Origin of the sequence: Micromonospora sp. NPDC053740 (assembly GCF_040677775.1) — a bacterium.
In the GTDB taxonomy this organism is placed as follows: Bacteria; Actinomycetota; Actinomycetes; order Mycobacteriales; family Micromonosporaceae; genus Micromonospora; species Micromonospora alfalfae.
This window is the reverse complement of sequence record NZ_JBFASO010000003.1, coordinates 627,394-651,540: the sequence shown is the minus strand read 5'-3', so window position 1 is coordinate 651,540 and position 24,147 is coordinate 627,394. Positions and strand designations below refer to the sequence as shown.

General features: G+C 71.8%; 24 protein-coding genes. 11 read left to right on the top strand and 13 right to left on the bottom strand.

The window, feature by feature from the left end; all coding sequences use genetic code 11:
• Positions 1-7 precede the first annotated feature (7 nt).
• The gene (locus AB0K35_RS11870; RefSeq protein WP_238668723.1) at positions 8-934 is read right to left on the bottom strand and encodes a WXG100 family type VII secretion target; all 927 of its coding nucleotides are present in this window, start codon (positions 932-934) and stop codon (positions 8-10) included.
• Positions 931-1,326 carry a type VII secretion target gene (locus tag AB0K35_RS11865; RefSeq protein WP_238668722.1) on the bottom strand — a complete coding sequence of 132 codons (396 nt, stop codon included), beginning with the start codon at positions 1,324-1,326 and terminating at the stop codon, positions 931-933. Before AB0K35_RS11865 ends, AB0K35_RS11870 begins: the two co-directional genes overlap by 4 nt.
• A gap of 135 nt (positions 1,327-1,461) precedes the next feature.
• Here AB0K35_RS11865 and AB0K35_RS11860 point away from each other — a divergent pair, with 135 nt between their 5' ends.
• From AB0K35_RS11860 to AB0K35_RS11840, 5 genes are all read left to right on the top strand, one after another.
• Positions 1,462-2,106 carry a transporter gene (locus tag AB0K35_RS11860; RefSeq protein WP_363885098.1) on the top strand — a complete coding sequence of 215 codons (645 nt, stop codon included), beginning with the start codon at positions 1,462-1,464 and terminating at the stop codon, positions 2,104-2,106.
• The gene (locus tag AB0K35_RS11855; protein ID WP_357267490.1) at positions 2,103-2,414 is read left to right on the top strand and encodes a transcriptional regulator; all 312 of its coding nucleotides are present in this window, start codon (positions 2,103-2,105) and stop codon (positions 2,412-2,414) included. The genes AB0K35_RS11860 and AB0K35_RS11855 overlap by 4 nt, the downstream gene beginning before the upstream one ends.
• Positions 2,411-3,337 carry an ABC transporter ATP-binding protein gene (locus AB0K35_RS11850; protein WP_238668719.1) on the top strand — a complete coding sequence of 309 codons (927 nt, stop codon included), beginning with the start codon at positions 2,411-2,413 and terminating at the stop codon, positions 3,335-3,337. The genes AB0K35_RS11855 and AB0K35_RS11850 overlap by 4 nt, the downstream gene beginning before the upstream one ends.
• A 10-nt stretch (positions 3,338-3,347) precedes the next feature.
• Entirely contained in the window at positions 3,348-4,085 is a 738-nt protein-coding gene (locus tag AB0K35_RS11845) for an ABC transporter permease (RefSeq protein WP_363885096.1), read from the top strand.
• 94 nt (positions 4,086-4,179) lie between these two features.
• Positions 4,180-4,944 (top strand): VOC family protein, encoded by a 765-nt coding sequence (locus AB0K35_RS11840; RefSeq protein ID WP_238668717.1) that lies wholly within the window; start codon positions 4,180-4,182, stop codon positions 4,942-4,944.
• Between the two features lie 45 nt (positions 4,945-4,989).
• Here the strand turns inward: AB0K35_RS11840 and AB0K35_RS11835 are convergent, their stop codons facing one another.
• From AB0K35_RS11835 to AB0K35_RS11820, 4 genes are all read right to left on the bottom strand, one after another.
• Complete coding sequence (locus tag AB0K35_RS11835; RefSeq protein WP_363885094.1) at positions 4,990-5,793, bottom strand: ABC transporter ATP-binding protein; 804 nt, start codon at positions 5,791-5,793, stop codon at positions 4,990-4,992.
• Positions 5,790-6,818 (bottom strand): iron ABC transporter permease, encoded by a 1,029-nt coding sequence (locus AB0K35_RS11830; protein WP_238668903.1) that lies wholly within the window; start codon positions 6,816-6,818, stop codon positions 5,790-5,792. Before AB0K35_RS11830 ends, AB0K35_RS11835 begins: the two co-directional genes overlap by 4 nt.
• Before the next feature lie 154 nt (positions 6,819-6,972).
• Positions 6,973-7,902 carry an ABC transporter substrate-binding protein gene (locus AB0K35_RS11825; RefSeq protein ID WP_238668715.1) on the bottom strand — a complete coding sequence of 310 codons (930 nt, stop codon included), beginning with the start codon at positions 7,900-7,902 and terminating at the stop codon, positions 6,973-6,975.
• Between the two features lie 367 nt (positions 7,903-8,269).
• A complete protein-coding gene (locus AB0K35_RS11820; RefSeq protein WP_238668714.1) occupies positions 8,270-10,162 on the bottom strand; it encodes a M14 family metallopeptidase in 1,893 nt (630 codons plus the stop codon).
• 210 nt (positions 10,163-10,372) lie between these two features.
• Between AB0K35_RS11820 and AB0K35_RS11815 the strand changes: the two genes are divergently transcribed.
• Positions 10,373-11,710, top strand: a complete 1,338-nt coding sequence (locus tag AB0K35_RS11815) for a C39 family peptidase (RefSeq protein WP_363885092.1) — start codon at positions 10,373-10,375, stop codon at positions 11,708-11,710.
• 77 nt (positions 11,711-11,787) lie between these two features.
• Here AB0K35_RS11815 and AB0K35_RS11810 read toward each other — a convergent pair whose 3' ends face one another.
• From AB0K35_RS11810 to mqnE, 3 genes are all read right to left on the bottom strand, one after another.
• The gene (locus AB0K35_RS11810) at positions 11,788-12,093 is read right to left on the bottom strand and encodes a DUF4229 domain-containing protein (protein ID WP_363885279.1); all 306 of its coding nucleotides are present in this window, start codon (positions 12,091-12,093) and stop codon (positions 11,788-11,790) included.
• A 73-nt stretch (positions 12,094-12,166) separates the two neighbouring features.
• A complete protein-coding gene (locus AB0K35_RS11805; RefSeq protein WP_091395682.1) occupies positions 12,167-12,604 on the bottom strand; it encodes a hypothetical protein in 438 nt (145 codons plus the stop codon).
• Positions 12,605-12,627: 23 nt separating this feature from the next.
• Positions 12,628-13,797: an aminofutalosine synthase MqnE gene (gene mqnE / locus AB0K35_RS11800; protein ID WP_091395685.1), complete on the bottom strand. Its 1,170-nt coding sequence runs from the start codon at positions 13,795-13,797 to the stop codon at positions 12,628-12,630.
• Positions 13,798-14,036: 239 nt separating this feature from the next.
• On the opposite strand from mqnE, the gene AB0K35_RS11795 reads away from it, so the two are divergent.
• The 4 genes from AB0K35_RS11795 (at position 14,037) to AB0K35_RS11780 (ending at position 20,224) form a co-directional block, all read left to right on the top strand.
• Positions 14,037-15,584, top strand: a complete 1,548-nt coding sequence (locus tag AB0K35_RS11795) for a C40 family peptidase (RefSeq protein WP_363885090.1) — start codon at positions 14,037-14,039, stop codon at positions 15,582-15,584.
• A gap of 114 nt (positions 15,585-15,698) precedes the next feature.
• Positions 15,699-17,255 carry a hypothetical protein gene (locus AB0K35_RS11790; protein WP_363885088.1) on the top strand — a complete coding sequence of 519 codons (1,557 nt, stop codon included), beginning with the start codon at positions 15,699-15,701 and terminating at the stop codon, positions 17,253-17,255.
• 353 nt (positions 17,256-17,608) lie between these two features.
• Positions 17,609-19,501: a DEAD/DEAH box helicase gene (locus AB0K35_RS11785; protein ID WP_363885277.1), complete on the top strand. Its 1,893-nt coding sequence runs from the start codon at positions 17,609-17,611 to the stop codon at positions 19,499-19,501.
• A gap of 102 nt (positions 19,502-19,603) precedes the next feature.
• Positions 19,604-20,224 carry a putative glycolipid-binding domain-containing protein gene (locus AB0K35_RS11780; protein WP_238668901.1) on the top strand — a complete coding sequence of 207 codons (621 nt, stop codon included), beginning with the start codon at positions 19,604-19,606 and terminating at the stop codon, positions 20,222-20,224.
• A gap of 117 nt (positions 20,225-20,341) precedes the next feature.
• On the opposite strand, the gene AB0K35_RS11775 is transcribed toward AB0K35_RS11780, so the two are convergent.
• From AB0K35_RS11775 to AB0K35_RS11765, 3 genes are read right to left on the bottom strand one after another with little or no spacing between them, the layout of a single operon-like run.
• Entirely contained in the window at positions 20,342-21,433 is a 1,092-nt protein-coding gene (locus AB0K35_RS11775; protein WP_238668707.1) for a PLP-dependent cysteine synthase family protein, read from the bottom strand.
• A 32-nt stretch (positions 21,434-21,465) separates the two neighbouring features.
• Positions 21,466-22,296 (bottom strand): SDR family NAD(P)-dependent oxidoreductase, encoded by an 831-nt coding sequence (locus AB0K35_RS11770; RefSeq protein WP_363885086.1) that lies wholly within the window; start codon positions 22,294-22,296, stop codon positions 21,466-21,468.
• Between the two features lie 50 nt (positions 22,297-22,346).
• On the bottom strand, positions 22,347-22,805 hold the full coding sequence (locus AB0K35_RS11765; protein WP_238668705.1) for an Lrp/AsnC family transcriptional regulator: 459 nt from the start codon (positions 22,803-22,805) through the stop codon (positions 22,347-22,349).
• A gap of 270 nt (positions 22,806-23,075) precedes the next feature.
• Here AB0K35_RS11765 and AB0K35_RS11760 point away from each other — a divergent pair, with 270 nt between their 5' ends.
• A complete protein-coding gene (locus AB0K35_RS11760; protein WP_007454516.1) occupies positions 23,076-23,342 on the top strand; it encodes a BldC family transcriptional regulator in 267 nt (88 codons plus the stop codon).
• Between the two features lie 143 nt (positions 23,343-23,485).
• Here AB0K35_RS11760 and AB0K35_RS11755 read toward each other — a convergent pair whose 3' ends face one another.
• Positions 23,486-24,115 carry a UbiX family flavin prenyltransferase gene (locus AB0K35_RS11755; protein ID WP_363885084.1) on the bottom strand — a complete coding sequence of 210 codons (630 nt, stop codon included), beginning with the start codon at positions 24,113-24,115 and terminating at the stop codon, positions 23,486-23,488.
• Positions 24,116-24,147 lie beyond the last annotated feature (32 nt).

Below are 24,147 nucleotides of genomic sequence, written 5' to 3'. Positions count from 1 at the left end.
CTGCCTCTCAGTTCACGATGGAGTCGAAGACATTCTGCACACCCGCTGTGTACGGGCCCAGGTCCTCGCTGTACGTGCCGTCCACCAGGTAGTTGCGGTCCTTGTGACCGTCGGAGATGTCGTGCAGGCCCACGCCGGTGTCCAGCAGAGCGCCGCCAAAGCCGGGGATGTTGACCGGCGAGACCTGATTGATGACGAACTTGCCGGGAAACAGGGTCTTGAGCTTCTCGACCTGGAAGGCGCGCCCCTCGGCCGTCCAGCCGCCTTTGCTGAGCAGCTTGTACTGCTTCTTGCGCTGCTTGAGCTCCATGACGGTGTCCGCGTACTTGCGGAGCTGCCCGGCGACCTTGCCCAGCCGGGCGGCGAGGCGGGTGAGCACCTCGGCGAACCGGGCGACGATCTTGACCATCCGACCAACAGTGGTGGCCAGCCGGGCCAGCACCCGAACCACGGTGGCGGCCAGCGAGACGCCGGCGCTCAGCGCCGCGGCCACCGCCGCGATGATCACCTCGGTGAGGAACCAGAGCAGGAACTCAAGGATCAGCTCGACCAGCAGATTGAACGCGTCCACCGCCGCGTTCGCCGCCTCGACCAGCACCTCCTTGGTGCCGTCGAGCCCCTGGGCGAGCTCCTCGATCGCCGCCTCCACCGATTCCATCGAGGCATGGAAGCTGTCGGCGGCGTCGCCGGTCCAGGCGCCGCGCAACCGGGCCCGGTCGGCGATCTGGTCACCGGCGATTTCCCGCACCGCCGCACCGGTGTCCAGGCAGAGCTGCGCAGCCCGCATCAGGTCGTCCGGTTCGCCAGCGACCAGCTCCAGCAGTTGCTCGAACGGCCAGAGCACCGCGTTGGAGAGCGGCTTGAAGGGTTCGGGTGTGCCCGAGACGATCTGCTCGAAGTAGGTCTTGTTGCGCTGCAACGCCTCGGTGCTCACGCGGGCACCGACCCGCTCGGAGTGGCGGCGCCACCCGACCAGGGGCCGGGCGCGATGACGTCGGGAGCGGGCGGGCGGCCGGGCACGAACAGGTCGGTGTTCGCCGCGTCAGTGCCGGTGTAGGCGGCGGCGGTGTCGGTGAGCCCTTCGGCGATGTCCGCCATCATCTCGGCACCGTCGGCGAGCCCCTGAAGGCACGCCTCGAACTGCTCGGCGTACGTCGCCGCGAGGCTGAAGGACGCCGGCATCACTCCGAAGGCGTGCCGGGGCACGTGGCCGTCGCCGAAGGCGCGGTGCAGCTCGCGAAAGCGGGCCGCCCGATCCTTGGACCCTGCGGCGAACGCCGTCAGGGCCTCCGGCTGGACCTCCAGCTCATTGCTCGGGCTTGACACGGACCCTCCCCTGTGGGCTGTGCGACGGATCAGTCGCCGCGACTCCCCACCATAGGCACTGCTCGCCGAGATCGGGGGTCCTGGCCGGTGCTGGCGGGGCCACCCAGCTCGACTTTGTATCGTAAAGTAGTTTGCGTGGACCTCGACGATGATTCACCACCCACCGACGCCGCGGCAGCGCTGCGGCTGATCCAGCACCAACGGTCGGCGACGGCACGCCGGCTCGACCCCGACGCCCGCCTGCTCTACTGGCCATGGGGTGTCGCCTGGCTGGTCGGTTTCGGGCTGTTCTTCCTGCGGTTCTCCCCCGGCGATCGGGCGCTGGTCTCACTGCCGAGCTGGCTGCCGCTGACAGTCCTCTTCGTCCTGCTCGCCAGCGCCGGGGCGATCCAGGCGGTGGTCAGCGTACGGGCCTACGGCCAGGTGACCGGCGAGTCCGCCCAGCGTGGACGCTGGTACGGGTACGCCTGGGCCCTCGGCTCGGTGAGCGTCTACGCGGGGCTGGGCCGGATCTCCGAGCACCTGCCGCACGACCTGGCGGCGCTGCTCTGGTCGGCGACCGCCGTCGGGCTGACCGGCGCGCTGCACATGGCGGGCGGGGCGGTCTGGCTGGACCAGGACCTGTTCCGGCTGGGCGTCTGGATCAGCGTGATCAACGTGATCGGGGCGATCGCCGGGCCGGGTTGGCACCCGCTCGTCGTGGCGGTGGCCGGCGGCGGCGGAATACTGGTGGCCGGCGCGCTCGCCCGGCGGCGACAGCGACAGCGACAGCAGCCGTGACCGAGCTGGATCCGGTCATCCACGCGCAGGCCCGGCTGCGGGTGGTGGCCAGCCTCTCCGCTCTCAACGTCGGCGACAAGATCGCGTTCCCCCGCTTGCAGGAGCTGCTCGCGATGACCGCCGGCAACCTCTCGGTGCACCTGCGCAAGCTCGAGGACGCCGGCTATGTGGAGATCAGCAAGACCCATCGTGGACGCACCCCGGCGACCCTGGTCGGGCTCAGCCGGCGAGGTCGGCTGGCGTTCGAGGAGTACACCGAATCGATCCGCGCCCTGCTCGACCCCACCCAGTCGAAGGAGCAGCCATGACCCTCGCCCGCGCCGAACAGGCCAGCCGCCGGTACGGCGACGTCCTCGCCCTCGACCGTGTCGACCTTGAGGTCCGGGCCGGTGAACTGGTCGGCCTGCTCGGGCCGAACGGCGCCGGCAAGAGCACCCTGATGAAACTGCTGGTGGGGCTACGCCGCCCCAGCTCGGGGCGGGTCGAGCTGTTCGGCGGAGACCCCCGCGACGCGGCGAGCCGGCGACACATCGGGGTCACGATGCAGGAGACCGGCCCACCCAGCACGCTGCGCGTCGGCGAGGTCGTCGACTTCGTCTCCGCGCACTACCCCGACCCGGTGCCCCGGGCGGAGCTGCTCGACCGCTTCGGCCTCGCCGACCTGGCCCGACGGCAGACCGGTGGGCTCTCCGGCGGCCAACGCCGCCGGTTGGCGGTGGCGTTGGCGTTCGTCGGCCGACCCCGCCTGGTGCTGCTCGACGAACCAACCACGGGCCTGGACGTGGCCGCCCGGCACACCCTGTGGGACGCGATCAGGGCGTTCCACGACGACGGCGGCACAGTGCTGTTGAGCAGCCACTACCTGGAGGAGGTGGAGGCGCTCGCCCACCGGGTGGTGGTCATCGGGCAGGGCCGGGTGCTCGCCGACGACACGGTGGACGCGGTGCGCGGCATCGTGGGCGTACGCCGGGTCAGCCTGGTCGCCGACGACCTGCCCGACCTGCCGGGGGTGGTCCGCACCGAACGGGTCGACGGTCGGTTGCACCTGCTCACCACCGACGCCGACGAGCTGGTCCGAGCGCTGGTCACGGCCCGGACCCCGTTCACCGACCTGGAGGTACGGCCGACCTCGCTGGAGGAGGCGTTCCTCGCCATCACCAGCGCAGACGTGCCAGCCGACACCGGCCGGCCCACCACCGCCGCTGCCGGCGGCCGACCCACCACAGTCTGAGGAGGCGACAGTGCAGCTCGCCCTGGTCCACGCCCGCTACCAACTCCTGGAGATCATCCGGATCCCGGTGGCCGTCTTCGGCAGCGCCTTCTTTCCGGCCGCCTCCATGATCTTCTTCGTGGTGCCGTTCGCCGGTGACGACCCGGTCGGCGCCACCTACGCCACCGCGTCGATGGTCACCTTCTCGGTGATGAGCGCCAACATCTTCCAGTACGGCGTCGGTGTCGCCGAGGACCGCGACCAGCCCTGGAACCCGTACACCCGGACCCTGCCGACCGGGCCGGCGCCGCGGTTCGCCGGCCGGGTGCTGGCCGGCCTGGCGCTGACCTACCTCTCGCTGATCCCGGTCGTGGTGATCGGCGCGACGCTGACCGCGGCCCAGATCACCCCGGCGGCGTTCCTGTTGGCTCTCTGCACCGTGGCAGTCATCTCGGTGCCGTTCACGCTGATGGGGCTCGCCATCGGCTACCTGCTGCCGAGCAAGGCGGCGATCGTGGTGGCACAGCTGATCTTCCTGCCGCTGGCGTTCGGCGGCGGCCTGCTCTCCGCGCCGGGCGACGCGCCCGGGTTCATCGAGACGATCGCGCCGTACCTGCCCACCCGGGGCGCTGCCGAACTGATGTGGGCGGCGGTGGCCGACTACGACGTGGAGCCGATGGCGATGATCATGCTTGGTGTCTGGGTGGTGCTGCTCGCCGCGCTCGCCGGTTGGGCGTACCGGCGGGACGAGGGTCGCCGGTTCAGCTGACGATTCGTCCGTTTCCGCCCCGAGCCGCGGCGGGACGGTGCCAGGATTCCGGCAGGGGGCCGCCGTGGCCGCCCGGGCCGAGAGGGGTCTTGACGTGAGCACCGTCCCGCCGGGTACGCCCTGCTGGGCCGACCTGGCCACCCCGGACCTGACCGACGCGCGGCGCTTCTACCCGGAGCTGTTCGGGTGGACCGGCCAGGTCACCCCGGAGCCCGAGGCGGGCGGCTACACGGTCTTCCTGCTCGACGGCAAGCCGGTGGCCGGCGCCGGCCCGCCAGCGATCCCGGACCAGGTCCCGATCTGGTCCACGTACCTCGCCACCGACGACGCCGAACTGGTCGCCGGCCGGGTCGAACGGGCCGGCGGGCAGGTCGTCGTACCCCCGTTCGAGGTCTTCGACAGGGGTTGGATGGCGGTCTTCGCCGACCCGGCCGGCGCCACGTTCAGCGTCTGGCAGCCGCTGGCCATGGCCGGTGCCGAGGTGTTCAACGTGCCGGGCGCGATGAGCTGGAACGAGCTGGTCACCCCCGACCCCGAGGGCGCGAAGGTCTTCTACGAGCTGGTGTTCGGCTGGCAGCCCGACGACCAGGCGGTGGGCGCGATGACGTACACCGGGTGGCGGCTCGGGACGCAGATCGTCGCCGGGATGATGCCGCCGCTGGCCGACGACTTCCCGGCCGACCTGCCCGCGTACTGGACGGTGTACTTCGCGGTGGCCGACGCGGACGCCGCCGCGGCCCGCGCCTCCGAGCTGGGCGGAACGATCCTGGTCCCGCCCCGCGACATCCCGGCGGGCCGCTTCGCCGCCCTGCGCGACCCCCAGGGCGCCCTCTTCTCCGTCATCGACCTGGGACCCTGACGAACCCGTCGCGCGCCCCGACCCTGGCCACGTCAGCAGCGGGGCTCAGGGGCGGGCGGGGCGGACGGGGACCACCAACGGGCCGTGGGCCCCGGGGACCACCCGGACGCTGGCCCGGTAGTGGGTGGCGAGCAGGTCCTCGGTCAACACCTCGGACGGAGTTCCGGCGGCCACCACCTGACCGGCGGCGAGCATCACCATCCGGTCGGCGTACTCACCGGCCAGGGAGAGGTCGTGCATGGTGGCCAGGACGGTGAGGCCGTGCTCCCGGCGTAGCTGGTCGACGACTTCGAGCACGTCCTGCTGGTGGCCGATGTCGAGCGCGCTGGTCGGCTCGTCGAGCAGCAGCAGCGTCGCGCCCTGGGCGAGCGCGCGGGCGAGGAACACCCGCTGCCGTTCGCCGCCGGAGAGGGTGGCCAGTTCGCGACGGTGGAAGCCGGCGAGGTCCAACCGCCCCAGCACCTCGTGCACGGCGTCGACGTCGGCGGTGGACTCCCGGCCCAGGGTCGGGATGTACGGGGTGCGGCCGAGCAGCACGTAGTCCAGCACCGACATGCCGGGCGGCACCACCGGCGACTGTGCCACAGTGGCCACTATTCGGGCGCGGTCCCGACGGCGCAGCGCGGCACTCGGCGTACCGAAGAGGGTGATCGCCCTCGGCGCGGGCAGCAGGCCGCCGACGGCGCGCAACAGTGTGGATTTGCCGGCGCCGTTCGGGCCGATCACGGTGACCCATTCCCCGGCGGCGACGGTGAGGTCGACGCCGGTCAGGATCGGCGTGCCACCGAGGGCTACGTGCAGCCCGCGCACCTCGACGGCCGCCGCACCGACGGCGGGTTCGCGGCTCACGTGAGCACTCGCCGGGCGGTCCGCAGCACGAGGACGAAGAACGGGCCGCCCAGCAGGGCGGTCACCACCCCGATCGGCAGCTCGGACGGTGCGGCGACGGTGCGGGCCACCACATCGGTCAGCGCCAGGAACGCGCCGCCGAACAGCAGTGACATCGGCAGGATCACCCGGTAGCTGGACCCGGCGAGCAGCCGGACGGTGTGCGGCACGATGATGCCGACGAAACCGATCAGGCCGGTGGCGGAGACCGCCGCCGCGGTGCCCAGCGAGGCAGCGGCGATCAACAGGTATCGGGTGCGCTGCGGGTGCAGGCCCAGACTCCTCGCCTCGTCGTCGCCGACCGCGAGGACGTCCAGTTCGCGGCGGTGCAGCAGCACCACCACTGTGGTGAGCACGGCGTACGGCAGCACCAGCAGCACGTCGTGCCAACCGGCGGTGGCCAGCCGGCCGAGCAACCAGGAGTAGACCGGCTGGATGGTGTCGGCGTGTCGTTGCAGAAGGTACGTCTGCCCGGCGGAGAGGAACGCGGAGACCGCCACCCCGGCCAGGATCAGCATGGCCGGTGACCCGCGTCGCCCCCCGGCCGCGCCGAGCACGTAGGTCATCGTGACGGCGAGCAGCGAACCGGCGAACGCGGCCAGCGGAATGGTCATCGGCAGCCCGGAGAGCGTGCCCTGCTGGCCGGCGCCGCCGAGGGCGATCGCCGCGGTGACCGCGAGGCCGGCGCCGGCGGCCACACCGAGCAGGTACGGGTCGGCCAGCGGGTTGCGGAACACGCCCTGGTAGCAACCACCGGCGAGGGCGAGCAGACCGCCGACGAGCAGGCCCAGCACCACCCGGGGCAGGCGCAGCTCGGTGACGATCGCGATCTCCCGCTCGGTCAGCCCACTGTCGAGGTGCACCCCGGGAAACAGGTTGAGCAGCTCGGCGGCGACGCTGCCCGGGGGCAGGCTCACCGGGCCGAGCGACACCCCGACGACGAGCGCGACGAGCACCGCGACCAACCCCGCGACCAACCACCGCATGCGCAGCCCGGCGGGCCGGGCCCCGGACGGCAGCCCGGCGGGCCGGGCCCCGGAACGTGGCTCGGCCCGCGGGGCTGTCGGCGGCGGCTCGGCCAATCGACCGGTTGGTGCCGGATCGGACACCTGTCGCGGCCCGGTCACTGACTGACGACGGTCATGCGGGCACCTTGGCGACCGCGTCGATGATGACCCGGAGCAGGTCCACGACCCGTGGGCCCCAGCGGGAGGCGATGTCATCGTTGAGGGCGACGACCTGGTTGTTCTTCACGGCGGTGAGGCCGGCCCAGCCGCTGCGTGCCTTGACCGTGTCGGCGCTCTGCTGACAGCACTTGGCATCGGCCAGGAAGACGAAGTCCGGGTCGGCCTTGACGATGAACTCCTGGGACAGCTGCGGGTAGCCGAAGTTCTTACCGTCCGCGTCGGCCGGGTCGGCGATGTTCGTCAGGCCGGCCTGGCTGTAGAGCGAGCCGATGAAGGTCTTGCTGGTGGCGCTGTACAGCTCCGGGCCCAGCTCGTGGAAGTAGGTGAGCTTCTCGGTGCGCTGCGGCAGGTCCTTGACCAGCTTGGCGATGTCGTCCTTCATCCGGGTGGCGACGTCGGTGGCCTGGTCGGCGTGCCCGGTCAGCGTGCCCAGCTCGGTGATCTGCCGGTACGAGTCGTCGAGCGTGGTCGCCGCCGGGGTCTGGTACACCGGGATCTTCAGCTTGCCGAGCTGCTCGACGATCTTGTTGCGGTCGTCGGAGAGCACCACGAGGTCAGGGTTCCTACCGGCGATCGCCTCGGCGTTCGGCTGGAAGGCGGAGAGGTCGGTCTTGGGCACGTCGGCCGGGTAGTTCGACTGGTCGTCGACGGCTGTCACCTGCGGACCGGCACCGATCGCGAAGAGCATCTCGGTGGCGGAGGGCGACAGCACGACGATCTTCTCAGGGCGCTTGTCGAGGGTGAGCGCGCCGACGGTGACCGGGTAGGCGGCGGCTGCGGTGCCGGCGTTCGGCTGGTCGTCGGCCTTGTCGGCGCAGGCGCCGAGGGCGAGCGCGGTGACCGCGAGTGTCGCCGCGAAGAGCCGAGGGGTACGTCTGTTCATGGGGGCCTCCTGTCGGTCGAGGAGTGTGGTGCTTCGCCGACAGGGACTTTCGTACGCCCGCCCACGAGGCGCCCTTCCTCGAGAGCGCGTTTCGCGACCGATCCGTAGGCGACCTGGCTCGTCCCCACCTGGCGGTGGGGCATCACAGTTGCGGGACAGCGCCGGGATGAGCACCGGCTTCGCTGCGGACTGGTCGGTAAGACGGTAGCGCACCGCCAGGAGATGTCGGATCGATCAAGGGCCGGTCGGTGGCCGTCGATACCTCGGACACCCGCACCACACCGGGCGGGGGAGGCTTATGTCCGAGATCCAGAGGTTTCCGAGCGGGTGGTGGGGCCCCGCCGGGGCGGGACGGGGCCCCACCCGATCAGGAGGACGTGATGGTGACGTTGTCCACAGCCGCCTCCACGAGGCTGGCTCCGGACGCGTCCGCCGCCTCGACGAGCACGCGGACCGACTGGCCGGCGTACGGGGTGAGGTTGAGGTTGGCGACCGCCCAACTCCCGTTGCGGTTGCTGGCCGCGCCGGCCTGGGTGAGCAGCGCTGTGGTGCCGCCGTTGTGCACCACGCTCACCCGCAGGTAGTCCGCCGACGACGCGTTCGAGCCGTGCGCCAGGTACCAGGCGAGCGAGAGGGTCAGCGTGCCGGAGGACGGCAGGGTCACCGCCGGTGACCGGGCGCTGGTCACGCCGCCGTCCAGGTCGTAGTCACCGGCCGCCGAGCCGGCGAGCCGGCCGGTGACCAGGTCGTTGGACCCGGCGTACGGGGTGAGCTGCTTGGCCCCGGAGGACGTGGTCGCCTGGGCGGCGCCCCGCTCGAACGCGCCAACCGTGGCGGTGTCGGTGCCGGCCGGGTTGATGGTCCAGCCGGTGGCGGTCTCGAAGGTGTCCGACCAGACAGTGGTGCCGCCACCGCCGCCGCAGTACTGCGACTGCTTGCCGATGGCCCGGTACGGGCAGTCGGCGTACTCGCTGAGGATCAGCACCGCCTCGCGGTTACGCGAGGTCTGCGCCGGGATCACCTCGTCGGGCGGGTAGAAGCCGCCGCCACCGGACGAGCCCGGGTACATCTCGAACGTGTACGCCCAGATGTTGTGGGTGGCCCACATCCAGTCGAGGCTGTCTCCGTCGGTGATGTAGAGATCGCTGGACTGTTCCGGCGTGTAGCCGTTGGTTGCGGCCATCTGCTGACCGATGGTGGCGAAGGTGTTGTACTGGTCCGCGTTCATCCCGGTCGCGGTGTTCGCCGTGGTGTAGCCGTAGGGCCAGAGCACCAGCTGCGAGTACGTGTGGAAGTCGATGTTCGCCTTGATCTGCTGCACACCGCCGACCACCCGGCCGTTGACGAAGTTGCGCAGCGCCTGCGTCTCCGGCGCGGAGAACGCCGACGGCCCCCGGTAGGTCTCCGACGAGGTGCTGCCGGACGAGCCGCCGCAGCATCCCCAGTTGTAGGACCAGTTGCGGTTCAGGTCGGTGCCGACGTTGGACGAGCCACTGTTGGGTTGCCGGTTCTTGCGCCAGGACCGGTACGACCCGGTGGCGATGTCGTACTCGCTGCCGTCCGGGTTGACAGTCGGCACGATCCAGAGCTCCCGGCCGTTGACGATGTTGGTGATCCGGGAGTCGCTGCCGTAGCCGTCGGTGAAGAGGTTCAGCAGGTAGATCGCCATCTCGACGGTCAGGTGCTCGCGGGCGTGCTGCTGGGAGTTGAACAGGATCTCCGGCTCGTTCTCGTCGGTGCCGACGTTGTCGGAGATCTTCACCGCCATCAGGTCGCGGCCCTCGTACGACGAACCGATGCTGATCTTGCGGGCGATCGCCGGATGGTCCGCGACGACCTGGTTCACGACGGCTGTCAGTTCCGCGTAGTCGTGGTAGTTCGAGTCGGCCGGCGGGAAGGCCAGCGCGCCGAAGTCGCCGGCGCCGCGCTCGGCGTTGGGCGGCGGGGCGAGCGGTTCCAGCCGGAAGCCGAGCTTGCCGATCGCGGCGGCCTCGGCGGCGGTGGCCGAGATGTGCAGCACGCCGTGTTCGGAGTAGTCGATGGCGGCTCCGGTGCGGGCCACCGCGTTGCGGTCGGCGAGGGTCCGGGGCCCGAGCACCCGGTAGCCGGCGGCGACCTGCTCAGCGGTGCGGTCCGGTGCCGGTCGGGCGGCGGTCGGGCCGGCGGTGACCGGGCCGGCGGCGACGGTGACGATGCCCAGCCCGGTGACGACAGCGAGCACCAGGACACGGCGGAGGGGGGTGGGCGTGCGGAGGGCCATGGACTACCTCCTCGATGGGCGGGAGATCCCGCTCGGTGAAGGACACTTCACCACCTGTCACATGGTCATATCAATATTGATCGCTGCGTTGGCCATCCCAGGCGGATCATCATGGCGGCAATGATTTTCCATCTGTCAACATCTGGCGAAACTTCCCTCCAAGCGGAAAACTGACCAGCGACGATGCCCCCTCGACACCGCGGAGCACCCATGGCCAGATCCCGCCTGCGCGCGGCCGCCCTCGCCGGCGTCACCACGCTCGCCCTGCTCACCAGCGCCGCGCCCGCGCTGGCGGCCCACCCGCCCGCCCCCGCCCACGACGAGCAGATCACCTACCAGGACTGGTCCGGGCCCGCCGACTGGCACCGGGGCAGCCGGGCCGGCACCCGCGTCGTGCCCGGCGCCCGAGCGGGCATCACACTGGCAAGCCCGGCCGGCACCACCGAGTACGCGGACCCGCACACCGGCACCACCCGCACCTGGGAGTACGGCACCTGGACCTCGCCGGTGACCCGGATCGGGTTCGACGCCACCGAGCTGATCGCCTCCTGGAACGCGGAGACCCCCGCCGGCACCTGGATCCAGGTGGAGATGCAGGGCAGCTACACCAGCGGCGACCAGACCCCGTGGTACGTCCTGGGTCGCTGGGCGTCCGGCGACACCGACATCAAGCGGACCAGCGTCAACCGGCAGGGCGACCCCTGGTCGACGATCTGGACCGACACCTTCAGCATCGACGACGCCACCGCCGGGGTGCTGCTGCGGTCGTACCAGCTCAAGCTGACCCTCTACCGCGCACCCGGGCAGAGCGCCGCCCCGGTGGTCCGGATGCTGGGCGCGATGAGCTCCACGGTGCCGGACCGGTTCACAGTGACCCCGAGCGCCGGGCACATCGCCTGGGGCCGGGAGCTGCCGGTGCCGCGCTACTCGCAGAACGTGCACTCCGGGCACTACCCCGAGTACGACGGCGGCGGCGAGGCATGGTGCTCACCCACCTCGACGGAGATGGTGGTCGAGTACTGGGGACGCAAACCGTCGGCGGCCGACACCTCCTGGGTGGACCCGACCTACCCCGACCCGACCGTCAACCACGCCGCCCGGATGACCTACGACTACGCGTACGACGGCGCGGGCAACTGGCCGTTCAACACCGCGTACGCGGCCAGCTTCCCCGGGCTGGAGGGTCGGGTGACCCGGCTGCACTCACTGGACGAGGTGGAGCGCTTCATCGCCGCCGGCATCCCCGTCGTGACCAGCCAGTCCTTCCTCGCCAGTGAGCTGGACGGGGCGAACTACGGCACCTCCGGGCACCTCTTCGTGGTGGTCGGCTTCACCGCCGACGGCGACGTGATCGTCAACGACCCGGCCTCGTCGAGCAACGACGTGGTGCGCAACGTCTACAAGCGTGAGCAGTTCGAGCAGATCTGGCTGCGCACCAAGCGAACCAACGCCAGCGGTGGTGTTTCCGGCGGCTCCGGCGGCATCGCGTACCTGATCAAGCCCACCGCCAAGCCCTGGCCCAAGGTCCCCGGCTCCACCAACTGGTAGCCCCACCCCCACCCCCGCGCCGTTGATCATGAAGTTATTGCCCGACTACTCGGCGTGTCGTGGCAATAGCTTCATGATCAACGCGGGGAGTCGGGGCCCTGGGTGGGAGGGTCAGGGGTGGGGGTGGGGGTGGGGGTTTGGTCTTCGCCGGCCAGGGCGGAGCGGAGGCGTTCCTTCTCGGTGCGGCGACGCTCGGCCGCTTCGGCGATCTCCCCGGCCATCTCGTCCCGCCAACCACGCAGCAGGAAGAAGGAGAGCGCAGCGGAGAACACCAGCGCCAGCATCAGCTTCAGGAACACGTTCATGTCGATCAGCCAGAGGCCGGCCAGCACGGCGACGAACAGCCCGATCCGGCCCAGCGTGTACTTGAGCGCGGCGCTCACCTGCACCACTCCGTTCTCTCCGTCGCCCGCCACTGCCGGCGGAAGGGTCGAGCCGCCCGGCGGGCGGTCGTGGTCAGCCGGTCCGGCGGGCCAGCCAGCGGACACCCGGGAACCAGAGGGCCGCGTACGCCACTGTGAACGCCCCCGCCGCCAACGCGCCGGAGAGCAACGGCGGCAACCCCGCGCCCAGACCGGCGATCAGCAGCCCGGCGAACACCCCGACGGCAGCGGCGACCACCGCCGCCACCACCCGGGCCGCGCCGAACTCCCAGGCCCGGAAGTCGTCCCAGAACAGCCAGGCGGGCAGGATCACCGCCAGCCAACCATTCGTGTGCCCGAAGTCGCCGGCGCCGATCGAGGCGAACGCCCAGTCGAACAACACCAACGCGAGCACGCCGATGACCAGGCCGGCCAGGCACACCCCGAGCAGATCGCCCAGGGTACGGATGCGGCCCTCGGCGTCCCGGCGGGGAAACCCGCTCTGCTGCTCAGGTCCTCGTTGCTCGGTCATCGACTGCGAGGGTACGTGGTGACTCAGGCCCAGACCTGCTGCGGCTCGGCACGCCGCTCGGCCAGCGACGGGGCCTTGTCGTACTCCCGGACCACGTTGTAGCGGGTGTCCCGCTCGACGGGCTGGAAGCCGGCGTCCCAGATCAGGTGCAGCAGGTCGTCCCGGTGCATCGTGTTCGGGGTGCCGTACGAGTCGGCGTCGTGGGTGATCTTGTATTCGACGACGGAGCCGTCCAGGTCGTCCACGCCGAAGTTCAACGAGAGCTGGGCCACCGACAGCCCGTGCATCACCCAGAAGTTCTTCAGGTGCGGCACGTTGTCGAAGAGCAGCCGGGAGACGGCGAACGTCTTCAGCGACTCGGCCGGCGAGGCCATCGTGGTGCGCGCCTGGATCCGGTTGCGGATCTTGCCGTCCGCCGAGTCGACGAAGTCGTGCTGGTAGCGCAGCGGAATGAAGACAGCGAAGCCGCCGGTCTCGTCCTGCAACTCGCGCAGCCGCAGCACGTGGTCGACGCGGTGCCGGGGCTCCTCGATGTGGCCGTACAGCATCGTCGCCGGGGTCTTCATGCCCTTGCTGTGCGCCAGGGCGTGGATGCGCGACCAGTCTTCCCAGTGGCAGGCGTGGTCGACGATGTGCTGCCGGACCTCCCAGTCGAAGATCTCCGCGCCACCACCGGTCAGCGACTCCAGACCGGCGTCCATCAGCTCGTCGAGGATCTCGTCGGCGCTCAGGCCGCTGATCTTCTCGAACCACTGCACCTCGGTCGCCGTGAAGCACTTGAGCTTCACGTTCGGCAGCGCCGCCTTCAGCTCGCGCAGCACCTTCGGGTAGTAACGCCAGGGCAGCGTGGGGTGCAGGCCGTTGACGATGTGCAACTCGGTGAGCTGCTCGTCCTCCATCTCCTTGGCCTTGCGGACCGCCTCGTCGATGCGCATCGTGTACGCGTCCTTCTCGCCCGGCTTGCGCTGGAACGAGCAGTACGCACAGGACGCCGAACAGACGTTGGTCAGGTTGAGGTGCCGGTTGACGTTGAACATCACCCGCTCGCCGTTCAGCTCGGTGCGCTTGTGGTGCGCCAGCCGTCCCAGCCAGGTCAGGTCGTCGCTCTCGTAGAGGGCGACCCCGTCCTCCCGGGTCAGCCGCTCACCGGCGTACACCTTCGCTTCGAGCTCACGCTTGAGTCCGGCGTCCATGGCACGTCCCTTCCACCTGCGGTCCGGATCGAGCGTACGTCGCGGTGCCGACGGGCCCGGCGGCACGGTCGCCGGCAGCGACCCACTTCACCAGACTCTCAGCCTCCCGTAACCCGGCAACGCATCGACATGAGTGGCGCGGTGCGGTAGTAACAAGGTGGGGCGGAACACACACACTGGTACCGTCCCGGCGGTCGCGCCCACCGAGCGCGGCGACGAGCGGTTGGACGGGGAGCGGCATGATCTACAGCGGGCGCGGGCGACGGCAGCGACGGCGGAGCCCGGTGATCTCGCCGGTCCTGCGTCCGAAGCTCTGGGCCGCCCTGCTCGGCGCGATCGCCGCGGCCGTGCTGGCCACCCCCGCGTACGCGGAGCCCGGCGTGCCGACCACGGTTCCGGACACCGGTTCACGCCCGGCGGTCACCGGCTCGCTTCAGCTGCCCGGCGGCGCGCCGGTCGCCGGCGTGCCCGTTCCTCCGGTGGTCAACATCGGCAACGGTCCGCTGGCCACCGCGATCTCCGCCGGCGAGGCCCAGGTCGGGGCGCTCGGCGAGGATCTGCTGGTGAGACGGCAGAAACGCGTCGACGCCCAGGCGCAGCTCGACGCGGCCGGCAAGGCGCTGGCGACCGCGCAGGACGCCCTGCTCCGGGCCCAGCAGACGGCCGACACCGCCGCCGCCGAGGCCGTCAAGGCCGCCGCCGCGCTGCCGCCGGGCGAACTCGCCCAGGACATCCGTGGGCTCAGCCGCCTCCAGGCGATCACCCGGGGCGAGAAGGTCGACGGCGGCACCACAGGGGTGGCCGGGGAGCTGTCCCGGGCCCGCGCCGGCGAGCAGGCCGCGTACCAGAAGCACGCCGACGCCAAGAATCTGCTCGTCGCCGCCGAGGCGGAGTTCACCACCGGTGAGACGGCGCTCCGCACCGCCGAGGCGAGCCTGCTCAAGCTGCGCCGGGACAACGCCGCCGCGCTGATCGAGATCGAACGTCAGCAGGAAGCCGCCGAGCAGCAGATCGGCGCCGGCTACGTTTCCAACCAGAGCATCAGCGGCATGGCCGCGCACCCCCGGGCACTGGCAGCGGTCCGGTACGCGCTCGCCCAGCTCGGCGACCCGTACAAGTGGTCCGAGGAGGGGCCGAACCAGTTCGACTGCTCCGGCCTGATGTGGGCGGCGTACCGGTCCCCCGGCGCCGACTACTTCGAGCTGCCCCGGGTCTCCCGCGACCAGTACGCCGCCACCCGGGGGCGCACCGTTCCGCAGAGCGCGCTGCTCCCCGGCGACCTGCTCTTCTTCGCCTCGGGCAGCAGCTGGACGACGATCCACCACGTCGGCATGTACATCGGCAACGGCAAGATGGTGCAGGCACCCACCACTGGCGACGTCGTCAAGATCTCCGTCGTCCGCTGGTCCCGGCTGTACGCCGCCACCCGGGTGATCGGCGCGGTGCCGGCGCCGGTCGTGACCAACCCGACCCCGCCGGTCTCGACCCCGAAGCCGACGCCCACCCCGTCGCCCACGAAGACCACCAAGCCGACGCCCACGCCGACGCCCACGAAGACCACCAAGCCGACGCCCACGCCCACGCCCACGCTGACGACCACCCCGACGCCCACCCCCTCCGTCAGCAAGACGCCGAAGCCGTCGAACACCCCGAGCAACACTCCGTCGACAGCGCCCTCGGCACCGACCAACGCGCCGACCAGCGCGTCTCCGACGACCACGCCGAAGGCCAGCACGAGCGCGACGGGCAGTAGCAGCGCGACGGGTAGCCCCAGCGCCACGGGCTGATCCGCCACGACCGCTCCGGCTGTCCGCTCGGGACGATCTGTGGCACCGTGACAACCAGGCACATCCGACTCGACGTCACGGGTCCGGGTGCGAGCATTGGCGCGGAGGGCGGAAATGGCCGAGCAGAGAGATCCGGTGGAGACTGTCGACCCCGTGGTCGACCAGGCCGGCCCATCAGGGCCGGACAACGCCGACCCGGTGGCCGCCAGCGACGCCAGCCCGGCTGCCACCAGCTCGACAGGCAGCGACACCAGCTCGACTGCCACCAGCTCGGCCGACTCCGGCTCCACTGACGGCGACGCCGCCTCCGCTGTCAGCGGCCCGGTCGGCAGCGACCCAGTCGGCAGCGGCCCGGTCGGCAGCGGCACTGCGACGGACGTCGCGGACGCCGCCGAGGCCGATGACGACGCATCCGCCGGCGGCGACGAGCGCCAGAGCGCGGCTGCGGCACCGGTCCGCGCACGTGCCAGCGTCGTGACCGCCGGTGCTCTCCGCAGTGACCTGCCGGCCAGCGCTCCGGTCACCGCTACCACCTACCGTGCGACAGGCTCGGCCAGCCCAGCCGACGTGTCGTTGCCGGGCCAGCGAAGCGACTCCTCCACCCCGGCCCGGGCCAGCGCCACGGTTCCGAGCAGCAGCCGGGGCACTGCCAGCGCCCTGGGCACCCCGGACCGTCGCGAGAGCACGCCGGCCGTCTATCGAGCCGCGCCGGTGGGTGCCGAGCCGGCCCAGCCTCCGACGCCGTCGACTCCGGAGCCGGAGCCGGAGCCGGACCCCACGCCACCCGGCCCCGGGCCGACCCAGCCGCCGCCACCGGAACCGGAGCCCGCGCCGGCCCCTGGCCCGTACCCGCCCGGCCCGGTGCCGACGCCGGGTCCTCGACCCACGCCGCCGCCCGGTCCGGTTCCACCAGTCCCGGGCCCGCCCACCCCACCGCCCTCGCCGGTGCCGCCCATTCCCGGCCCGCCGACGCCGCCCGTCCCGAGCCCGCCGCTGCCGCCACCCGGTCCGCCGCTGCCGCCACCCGGTCCGCCGGTGCCGGCGCCACCGGCCCCGCCCGCCCCGATGCCGGCACCGCCGTTCCCGCCGCCGCCCGCGATGTCCGACACGCCCGGCGTACGGGGCAGCGCTTCAGTTTCCGCACCACCGGCCGGGTGGGCGTCCACCGGTGGGGCGACCCGCCCGACGTCCGGTGCCGGATGGGCCGGGGCACCCGCCTCCGCGCCGCCGGTAGTGCCCGCACCAGCGCTGCCGAGCTGGCCACCATCCACCGCCGGGGCCCCCTCGTCGACCAGGAACACCGGAAACTCCCGCGTGACCTCGCCGCCGAGCGGCCCACCGGCTGGTTCCGCCGGACGGGACGCTGCCGGTGTCCGTGGTGGGCGGCACGACAGTCGTACCGACCTGGCCGGCACCGTCTACGGCAACGGCGAGGGCGCCGGCTTCACCACTGTCGCGATACCCGCCAACGCGGTGGAGACCTCCGGCTCGCTGACCGGGCACATCCTGGCCCAGGGCTGGTCCGACACGCCGGCCGAGCGGTCCAGTAACGCCCGGGTGATGATCGTCCTGGCCGCCGCTCTGGGGCTGCTGGTGGCGATCAGCGTCATGGTCGTTCTGCTGGCCGGTGACGCCCTGGACGGTCTGGTGGGCAGCGTGCTCAACGGGTGAGCCAGCGAGCGCCAGCGATGGTGAGTCCGCCCACTACGGTCGGTCAACCGGCTGGCGGCTTCGCCAGACCGCCGTACACTGGCTGAGATCACTGACCCGGCGCGCGTGGTGTGCGCCCCTGGGCGATCTTGCGGGCGATCCGGCGGTACAGCCGCGGCAGGCCATCGCGAAGATGCGCCCCGCTCGAAAGGTTTTTGTTGACCACCTCTGCTGACCCCAGCACCGTTACGTCCGTTTTCAACTCAGTCCCGGCGGCCGACGCCGCTCGGGAGCAGCTCGACGTCGCCCCGAGCGAGGCCGGCACCCCGCCGGTAGCGACAGCTCAGGCCGAGCCGACCGAGACCGCCGAGCCGATGAGCTTCGCCGCTCTCGGCCTGCCCGAGCCGCTGGTCCGCGCGCTCGCGCAGCAGGGCATCACCAGCCCGTTCGAGATCCAGCGGGCCACCGTTCCGGACGCGCTCGCTGGCCGCGACGTGCTGGGCCGCGGGCAGACCGGTTCGGGCAAGACGCTCGCCTTCGGGCTGCCGATGATCGCCCGGCTGGCCAACCGCAACCGGGCCCGGCCGATGCGTCCGCGCGCCCTGGTCCTGGTGCCCACCCGCGAGCTGGCCATGCAGGTCAACGACGCCCTGGTGCCGCTGGGCAAGTCCGTCGGCATCTTCCTCAAGACCGCCGTCGGCGGTGTTCCGTACGACCGTCAGATCGACGCGCTGCGCCGCGGCGTGGAGGTCATCGTGGCCACCCCGGGCCGGCTCGGTGACCTCATCGAGCGGGGCATCTGCCAGCTCGACGACGTCGAGGTCACGGTGCTCGACGAGGCCGACCAGATGGCCGACATGGGCTTCCTGCCCGAGGTGACCGATCTGCTGGCGAAGACGCCCGCGAACGGTCAGCGGCTGCTCTTCTCGGCCACCCTGGACGGTGACGTCGACGCGTTGGTCAAGCGGTTCATGACCGACCCGGTCACCCACTCCACGGCGCCGTCCACCGCCTCGGTGTCCACCATGGACCACCACATGCTGTTGATCCCGCCGCACGAGAAGTTCCCGGTGGCGGCCTCGATCGCCGCTCGGGACGGCCGGACGATGGTCTTCGCCCGTACCCAGCTCGGGGTGGACCGGCTGGTCGAGCAGCTCGCGGCCGTCGGCGTACGCGCCGGTGGGCTGCACGGCGGCAAGACCCAGCGGATGCGCACCAAGACGCTCGCCGAGTTCCGTGAGGGCCGGATGAACGTGCTGGTCGCCACGGACGTGGCGGCACGAGGCATCCACGTCGACGGGGTCACCCTGGTGCTGCACGTCGACCCGCCGAAGGACCCCAAGGACTACCTGCACCGCGCGGGGCGTACCGCCCGGGCCGGCGAGTCGGGCGCGGTTGCCACGCTGGTGCTGCCCAAGCAGCGTCGCACCACCCTGGCGATGATGGAGAAGGCCGGCGTGGCGCCGGCCGAGACCCGGGTCCGGGTCGGCGACGCGGCGTTGGCCGAGCTGGTCGGCGCCCGCGAGCCCAGTGGCGTCCCGGTCCGCGTCGAGGCGGAGCCCCGGGGTTACGGCGACCGCTCCGGCGGCCCGCGCCGGTTCGACGACCGCTCCGGCGGCCCGCGCCGGTTCGGCGACCGCACGGGAGGCGAGCGCCGCTACGGCGACCGTCCGCAGGGTGACCGGCGCTTCGGCGACCGGCCCACCGGCGAGCGCCGCTTCGGTGACCGGCCGCAGGGCGACCGGAGCTACAGCGACCGCCCGCAGGGCGACCGGGGCTACAGCGACCGCCCGCAGGGCGAGCGCCGCTACGGCGACCGGCCCACCGGCGAGCGCCGCTTCGGTGACCGGCCGCAGGGCGACCGGAGCTACAGCGACCGCCCGCAGGGCGAGCGCCGGTTCGGCGACCGGCAGCACAGCGACCGCCCGCAGGGTGACCGGAGCTACAGCGACCGCCCGCAGGGCGAGCGGCGTTACGCCGATCGGGACACCCGGGGGTACGGCGACCGGCCGCAGGGCGAGCGTCGGTTCGGCGACCGGCAGCAGTTCGGCGACCGGGACGGTCGGGGCGACCGACCGACCGGCGAGCGTCGCTTCGGCGACCGGCCGCAGGGCGAGCGGCGCTTCGGCGACCGGGACGCTCGGGGTGGGTTCCGCCCGGAGAGCCGGGTCCGGGACGACCGGCCCCGCGACGACCGGCCCCGCGAGGACCGTCCACGTGACGATCGGCGCGGTTTTGGCGGGCGACCCGCAGCGCGTACCCACTGATTGATCCACTGAACGCCGTCGCGAAGCCCAGGCTTCGCGGCGGCGTTCGCGCATGCCCTGCCGATACCGAGCAGGTCGCGTAAGGTCCGGCTCATGCCGACCATGCCGAAGTCAATCTTCTGGTCCCGGACGGACACCGCCGGCAGTGAGCAGGTTCTGCTCGACGACGGCCAAGGGTTGGCGGCCCGGGGCACTCTGCTCGCCGTGGACCCGATCCCGTGGACCGCCCGCTACCAGCTGACCACCACGCCGGACTGGGCCACCACCCGGGTCGAGGTCGAGGCCGAGGGTCTCGGCTGGCTGCGCCGGGTGACCCTGGAGCGGGCCGCGGGCCGTTGGCGGGTGACCACAGCCGAACAGGGCGACCTGGACGCGGCCCTGGTCGCGGCCGGTCACCGCCGGGCCGGTCTGCCGGGTACGGACGACCCGGACCGGCTGGCCGACGCGCTCGACGTCGACCTGAGCGGTTCGCCGCTGTTCAACACCCTGCCGGTCCACCGCCTTCGGATGGCGGCCGAGCCGGCCGACGTGGCACACCGGATCACCGTTGCCTGGGTGCTGCTACCCGGTCTTGAGGTGGTGCCGGCCGAGCAGATCTACACCGGGCTCGGGCCGGGTCGGGTGCGGTTCGCCAGCGGCACCTTCACGGCCGACATCGATCTTGATGACAGCGGCTACGTGGTGCGCTACCCCGGGCTGGCCGAACGGATCGACCCCCGCTGATCAGCATCCCGGGCGGGCCGGGTCCGGCCGATCGGCCTTGGGCGAGCCAGGCCCGCTGACGGCCCAGGCAGGCCACGCCCCGCTGACGGCCCAGGCGGGCCAGGCCCGCTGACCGCGTCAGACGGGCCAGTCCCCGCTGGCCAGGAAGCGGTCGATGGTGGCCAGGTGCGGGGTCAGGTCGAGGCCCTGGGCGGCCACCCAGTCGTCGGCGTAGTACGTGTCGGCGTACCGGTCGCCCGGGTCGCAGATCAGGGTGACGACCGAGCCGGTCCGACGCTCGGCGAGCATCGCGGCGATCAGGCCGAACGCGCCCCACAGGTTGGTGCCGGTGGACCCGCCCACCCGGCGGCCGAGCAGCGCCGATCCGGCGCGCATGGCGGCCACCGACGCTGCGTCCGGCACCTGGACCATCCGGTCCACCACCGAGGGCAGGAACGACGCCTCCACGGTGGGCCGGCCGATCCCCTCGATGCGGGAGCCCTTCCCGGTGCGTACCGACCAGTCGGCGGCCTGCCAGGCCGGGTAGAACGCCGAGTTTTCCGGGTCGACGACGCAGAGCTTGGTGGCGAGCCGGCGGTACCGGGCGTAGCGGCCGATTGTCGCGCTGGTGCCCCCGGTGCCGGCGCCGACCACGACCCAGGCGGGGATTGGATGCCGCTCCAGTTCCAACTGTGCGTAGATCGACTCGGCGATGTTGTTGTTGCCCCGCCAGTCGGTCGCCCGCTCGGCGTAGGTGAACTGGTCCATGAAGTGCCCGCCGGAGTCCTCGGCGAGCCACCGGGCCTCGACCACCACGCTCGCCGGATCATCCACCAGGTGGCACCGGCCGCCCTGGAACTCGATCTGCGTGATCTTCTCGGGCGAGGTGGAGGCGGGCATGACAGCGATGAACGGCAGGCCCAGCATCCGGGCGAAGTACGCCTCGGAGACGGCAGTGGAACCCGACGACGCCTCGACGATCGTGGTGCGCGGCCCGATCCAGCCGTTGCAGAGCCCGTAGAGGAACAGTGAACGGGCCAGCCGGTGCTTCAGCGAGCCGGTGGGGTGTGACGACTCGTCCTTGAGGTAGAGGTCGATCCCCCATTCCCGGGGCAGCGGGAACGGCAGCAGGTGGGTGTCGGCGGACCGGTTCGCGTCTGCCTCGACGGCGGCGATCGCCTCGGTCACCCAGGTTCGGCTGGATTCGTCGCACCGGTCGAGATGAGTCACGCTCGGAAACCTAGCAAGCGGGCCAGCTGTGGTCAGCGCCGGTCCGGCGGCGTTGACCTGCGGCGTTGGCGGCGCTGACCGGCGCGGCCGGCGGCCCGGACGAGGGGGGTGAGTGCGACGGCCAACCTTGGCAGTGCGTCCAACAGGCGCACCTGCGCTCCCCGCCAGCGGGGCAGGCTGACCACCGGACGTGGCCGGCGGGCCAGCCGGACCGCGCGGGCCGCCACCTGCTGCGCGGTCAGCATCGATCCGGTGAACGAGGCTACCGCCCCCGGGTCGTCCAGCCGGTCGTGCAGCATCGGGGTCCAGATGCCGTCCGGGCAGAGGCAGGAGACGTGCACCCGCCGGTACCCGGCCATTCGCAGGTCGGACAGGGTGCCGAGGCTGAACGCCAGCAGGGCGTGCTTGCTGGCGGCGTACACCGTCTCGCCGGGCGCGGCGACCAGCCCGGCCAACGAGACGACGTTGAGCACGTGGCCGTGGCCCTGCCCGCGCATCACGCTCAGCGCGGCGAGGGTGCCGTTCATGGCGCCGTGGGTGTTCACGTCGAGCAGCCGACGGCGGGTCGCGGCGTCGTGCTCCCACGACGCCCCGGTGACCAGGATGCCGGCGTTGTTGACCCAGAGGGCGAGATCGCCCCGGCCTGCCGCGTTCGCGGCGATCGCGGCGCAAGCATCCTCGTCCCGGACGTCCAGGGCGGCCGACCACCCGCCGAGCGGCGCCGCGGCGCTCCGCACCGCCGCCGGGTCAAGGTCGGTGAGCAGCACCGACCAGCCGTCGGTGTGCAGCGCGGTGGCGATGGCGTGGCCCAGGCCGCCGGCAGCGCCGGTCACCACGGCCACTGGGCGCGCCGGCGGGGTCATCGGCGCACGCTACCGCCGGCCGCCCGGGCGACACCAGGGGTACGCGGCGGTCAGGCCGCGGGCGAGCCGACCGGCTGGGGGCGGTTCTCCCACTTGGTGGAGAGCGCGATGGCGGTACGGGTGGAGGCCACCCCCGGCGTCCGGTTCAACCGCACGATCAACTGCTCCAGCTCGGCGATCGTGCCAACCCGCGCCTTGAGCAGGAACGACTCCACTCCGGCCATGAAGTAGCAGGACTCGATCTCGGGCAGCACCCGCAGCGACTCGAGCATGTCGTCGGTGTCGGCACCGGAGTCCTCGACGATGCCGATCAGCGCTGTGACTCCCAACCCGATCGACTCCGGGGCCACGTCCGCGCGGTAGCCCCGGACCACGCCGCTGCTCTCCAGCTTGCCGACCCGCTCGTGCACGGCCGGGGCCGAGAGGCCCACCTGTCGGGCCAACTCGGCGTACGAGAGTCGGGCATTGCCGCGCAGCAGGTCGACGAGGCTCAGGTCGATGGCATCCACAGAGAGTGACCTTAACCGCTGACACGTAACGTGCTGCCTTCGGCACCCGTTGGACTGAGCGGTGAGTCACTGTTCATAAACCGCCGGTCAGGGCAGAGGTAGCACCAGTAACATTACTAACTCCCCACTCAGTGCATTTTTCGCGTTTGGGCGGACAGGCCATGTCCCTGGTGCTGTAATTGCCATACGTCCCTCATGACGGCTCTGGGCTACGCACCAGCCGGGGGCAGTGTGTTCAGCCGGGGGCTTCGTCGACGCGAGGAGGGGGCTGTGGACACTGGAGATCGCCTGCTGACACCGGGTGAGGTCGCCGCGCTGTTTCGGGTAGACCCGAAAACTGTGACGAGATGGGCGGCGGCCGGCCGGATAGGAAGCATCCGGACTCCAGGCGGGCATCGCCGGTTTCGGGAATCCGAGGTGCGAGCCCTGCTTGAGGGGGAGGGCATGCTGGACGAGGTGGATGAGGTCGGTAAGCCCCGCAATGTGGGGCCGGCGGCATCCACGGGGCCGGGTCCGGCCAACGCCGGCATGTACTGAACTGGTGCGGACAACGCCACGCGGACCGGACACCAGTCCGGTCCGCGTCCCGCTTCGGCCAACCGCCGGGCGGCAGCACCGCGCGTGCTGAGCAGCACAACGGTGCCCAGCGCGAGCGGACGGCCCAGCACGAGCGGGACGGCTCAGCTTCGGGCTGCGCCGAGCTGGCCGGACCACCGCCGGAACAGGGTGTGCGGGACGCCGAGCGCGTCCAGCACCTTGCCGGCCACGAAGTCGACCAACTGCTGGGCGCTGGCCGCCGCCCCGGCGCCGTAGAAGCCGGGGCTGGCCGGCAGCACCACAGCGCCCGCGTCGTGCAGGGCGATGAGGTGCTCCAGATGGCTGCGGGTCACCGGTGTCTCCCGGGGGACCAGCACCACGGGACGGCGTTCCTTGAGGTTCACCTCTGCGGCGCGCTGCAACAGGTCCTTGGAAAGCCCGATCGCGATGCCCGCGCAGGCGGCCGTGCTGGCCGGGACCACCACCATCCCGCGTACCCGGTAGGAGCCGCTGCTCGGCCCGGCGGCCAGGTCGCCGGCCGGCCAGTGCCGCACATCCGCACTGGTCAGGTCCCGATCCAGCCAGGCGGCGAGGTCCTCGGCCCAGTGCCCGTCGCGGAAGGGCCGGCCGGTCTCGTCGAGCACTGTGAGTCGTGCCGCCCGGGACACGATCAGGTCCACCGGTTCGCCGGCGTCGAGTAGTCCGCCGACGACTGCCGCCGCGTACGGCGTACCGGAGGCACCGGAGACCCCGACCACCCATGGTTCCCGCATGCCCCCAGCCTGCCTGGTCCGGCTGGCCCGCT

Excerpts from the sequence above, each read along its gene's own strand:
- AB0K35_RS11850 (WP_238668719.1), top strand. The coding sequence starts at position 2,411 with ATGACCCTCGCCCGCGCCGAACAGGCCAGCCGCCGGTACGGCGACGTC.
- AB0K35_RS11755 (WP_363885084.1), bottom strand. The coding sequence starts at position 24,115 with ATGCGGGAACCATGGGTGGTCGGGGTCTCCGGTGCCTCCGGTACGCCG.
- AB0K35_RS11795 (WP_363885090.1), top strand. The coding sequence starts at position 14,037 with ATGATCTACAGCGGGCGCGGGCGACGGCAGCGACGGCGGAGCCCGGTG.
- mqnE (WP_091395685.1), bottom strand. The coding sequence starts at position 13,797 with ATGGACGCCGGACTCAAGCGTGAGCTCGAAGCGAAGGTGTACGCCGGT.
- AB0K35_RS11820 (WP_238668714.1), bottom strand. The coding sequence starts at position 10,162 with ATGGCCCTCCGCACGCCCACCCCCCTCCGCCGTGTCCTGGTGCTCGCT.
- AB0K35_RS11830 (WP_238668903.1), bottom strand. The coding sequence starts at position 6,818 with ATGCGGTGGTTGGTCGCGGGGTTGGTCGCGGTGCTCGTCGCGCTCGTC.
- AB0K35_RS11780 (WP_238668901.1), top strand. The coding sequence starts at position 19,604 with ATGCCGAAGTCAATCTTCTGGTCCCGGACGGACACCGCCGGCAGTGAG.
- AB0K35_RS11790 (WP_363885088.1), top strand. The coding sequence starts at position 15,699 with ATGGCCGAGCAGAGAGATCCGGTGGAGACTGTCGACCCCGTGGTCGAC.
- AB0K35_RS11825 (WP_238668715.1), bottom strand. The coding sequence starts at position 7,902 with ATGAACAGACGTACCCCTCGGCTCTTCGCGGCGACACTCGCGGTCACC.
- AB0K35_RS11805 (WP_091395682.1), bottom strand. The coding sequence starts at position 12,604 with ATGACCGAGCAACGAGGACCTGAGCAGCAGAGCGGGTTTCCCCGCCGG.
- AB0K35_RS11785 (WP_363885277.1), top strand. The coding sequence starts at position 17,609 with ATGAGCTTCGCCGCTCTCGGCCTGCCCGAGCCGCTGGTCCGCGCGCTC.
- AB0K35_RS11815 (WP_363885092.1), top strand. The coding sequence starts at position 10,373 with ATGGCCAGATCCCGCCTGCGCGCGGCCGCCCTCGCCGGCGTCACCACG.
- AB0K35_RS11770 (WP_363885086.1), bottom strand. The coding sequence starts at position 22,296 with ATGACCCCGCCGGCGCGCCCAGTGGCCGTGGTGACCGGCGCTGCCGGC.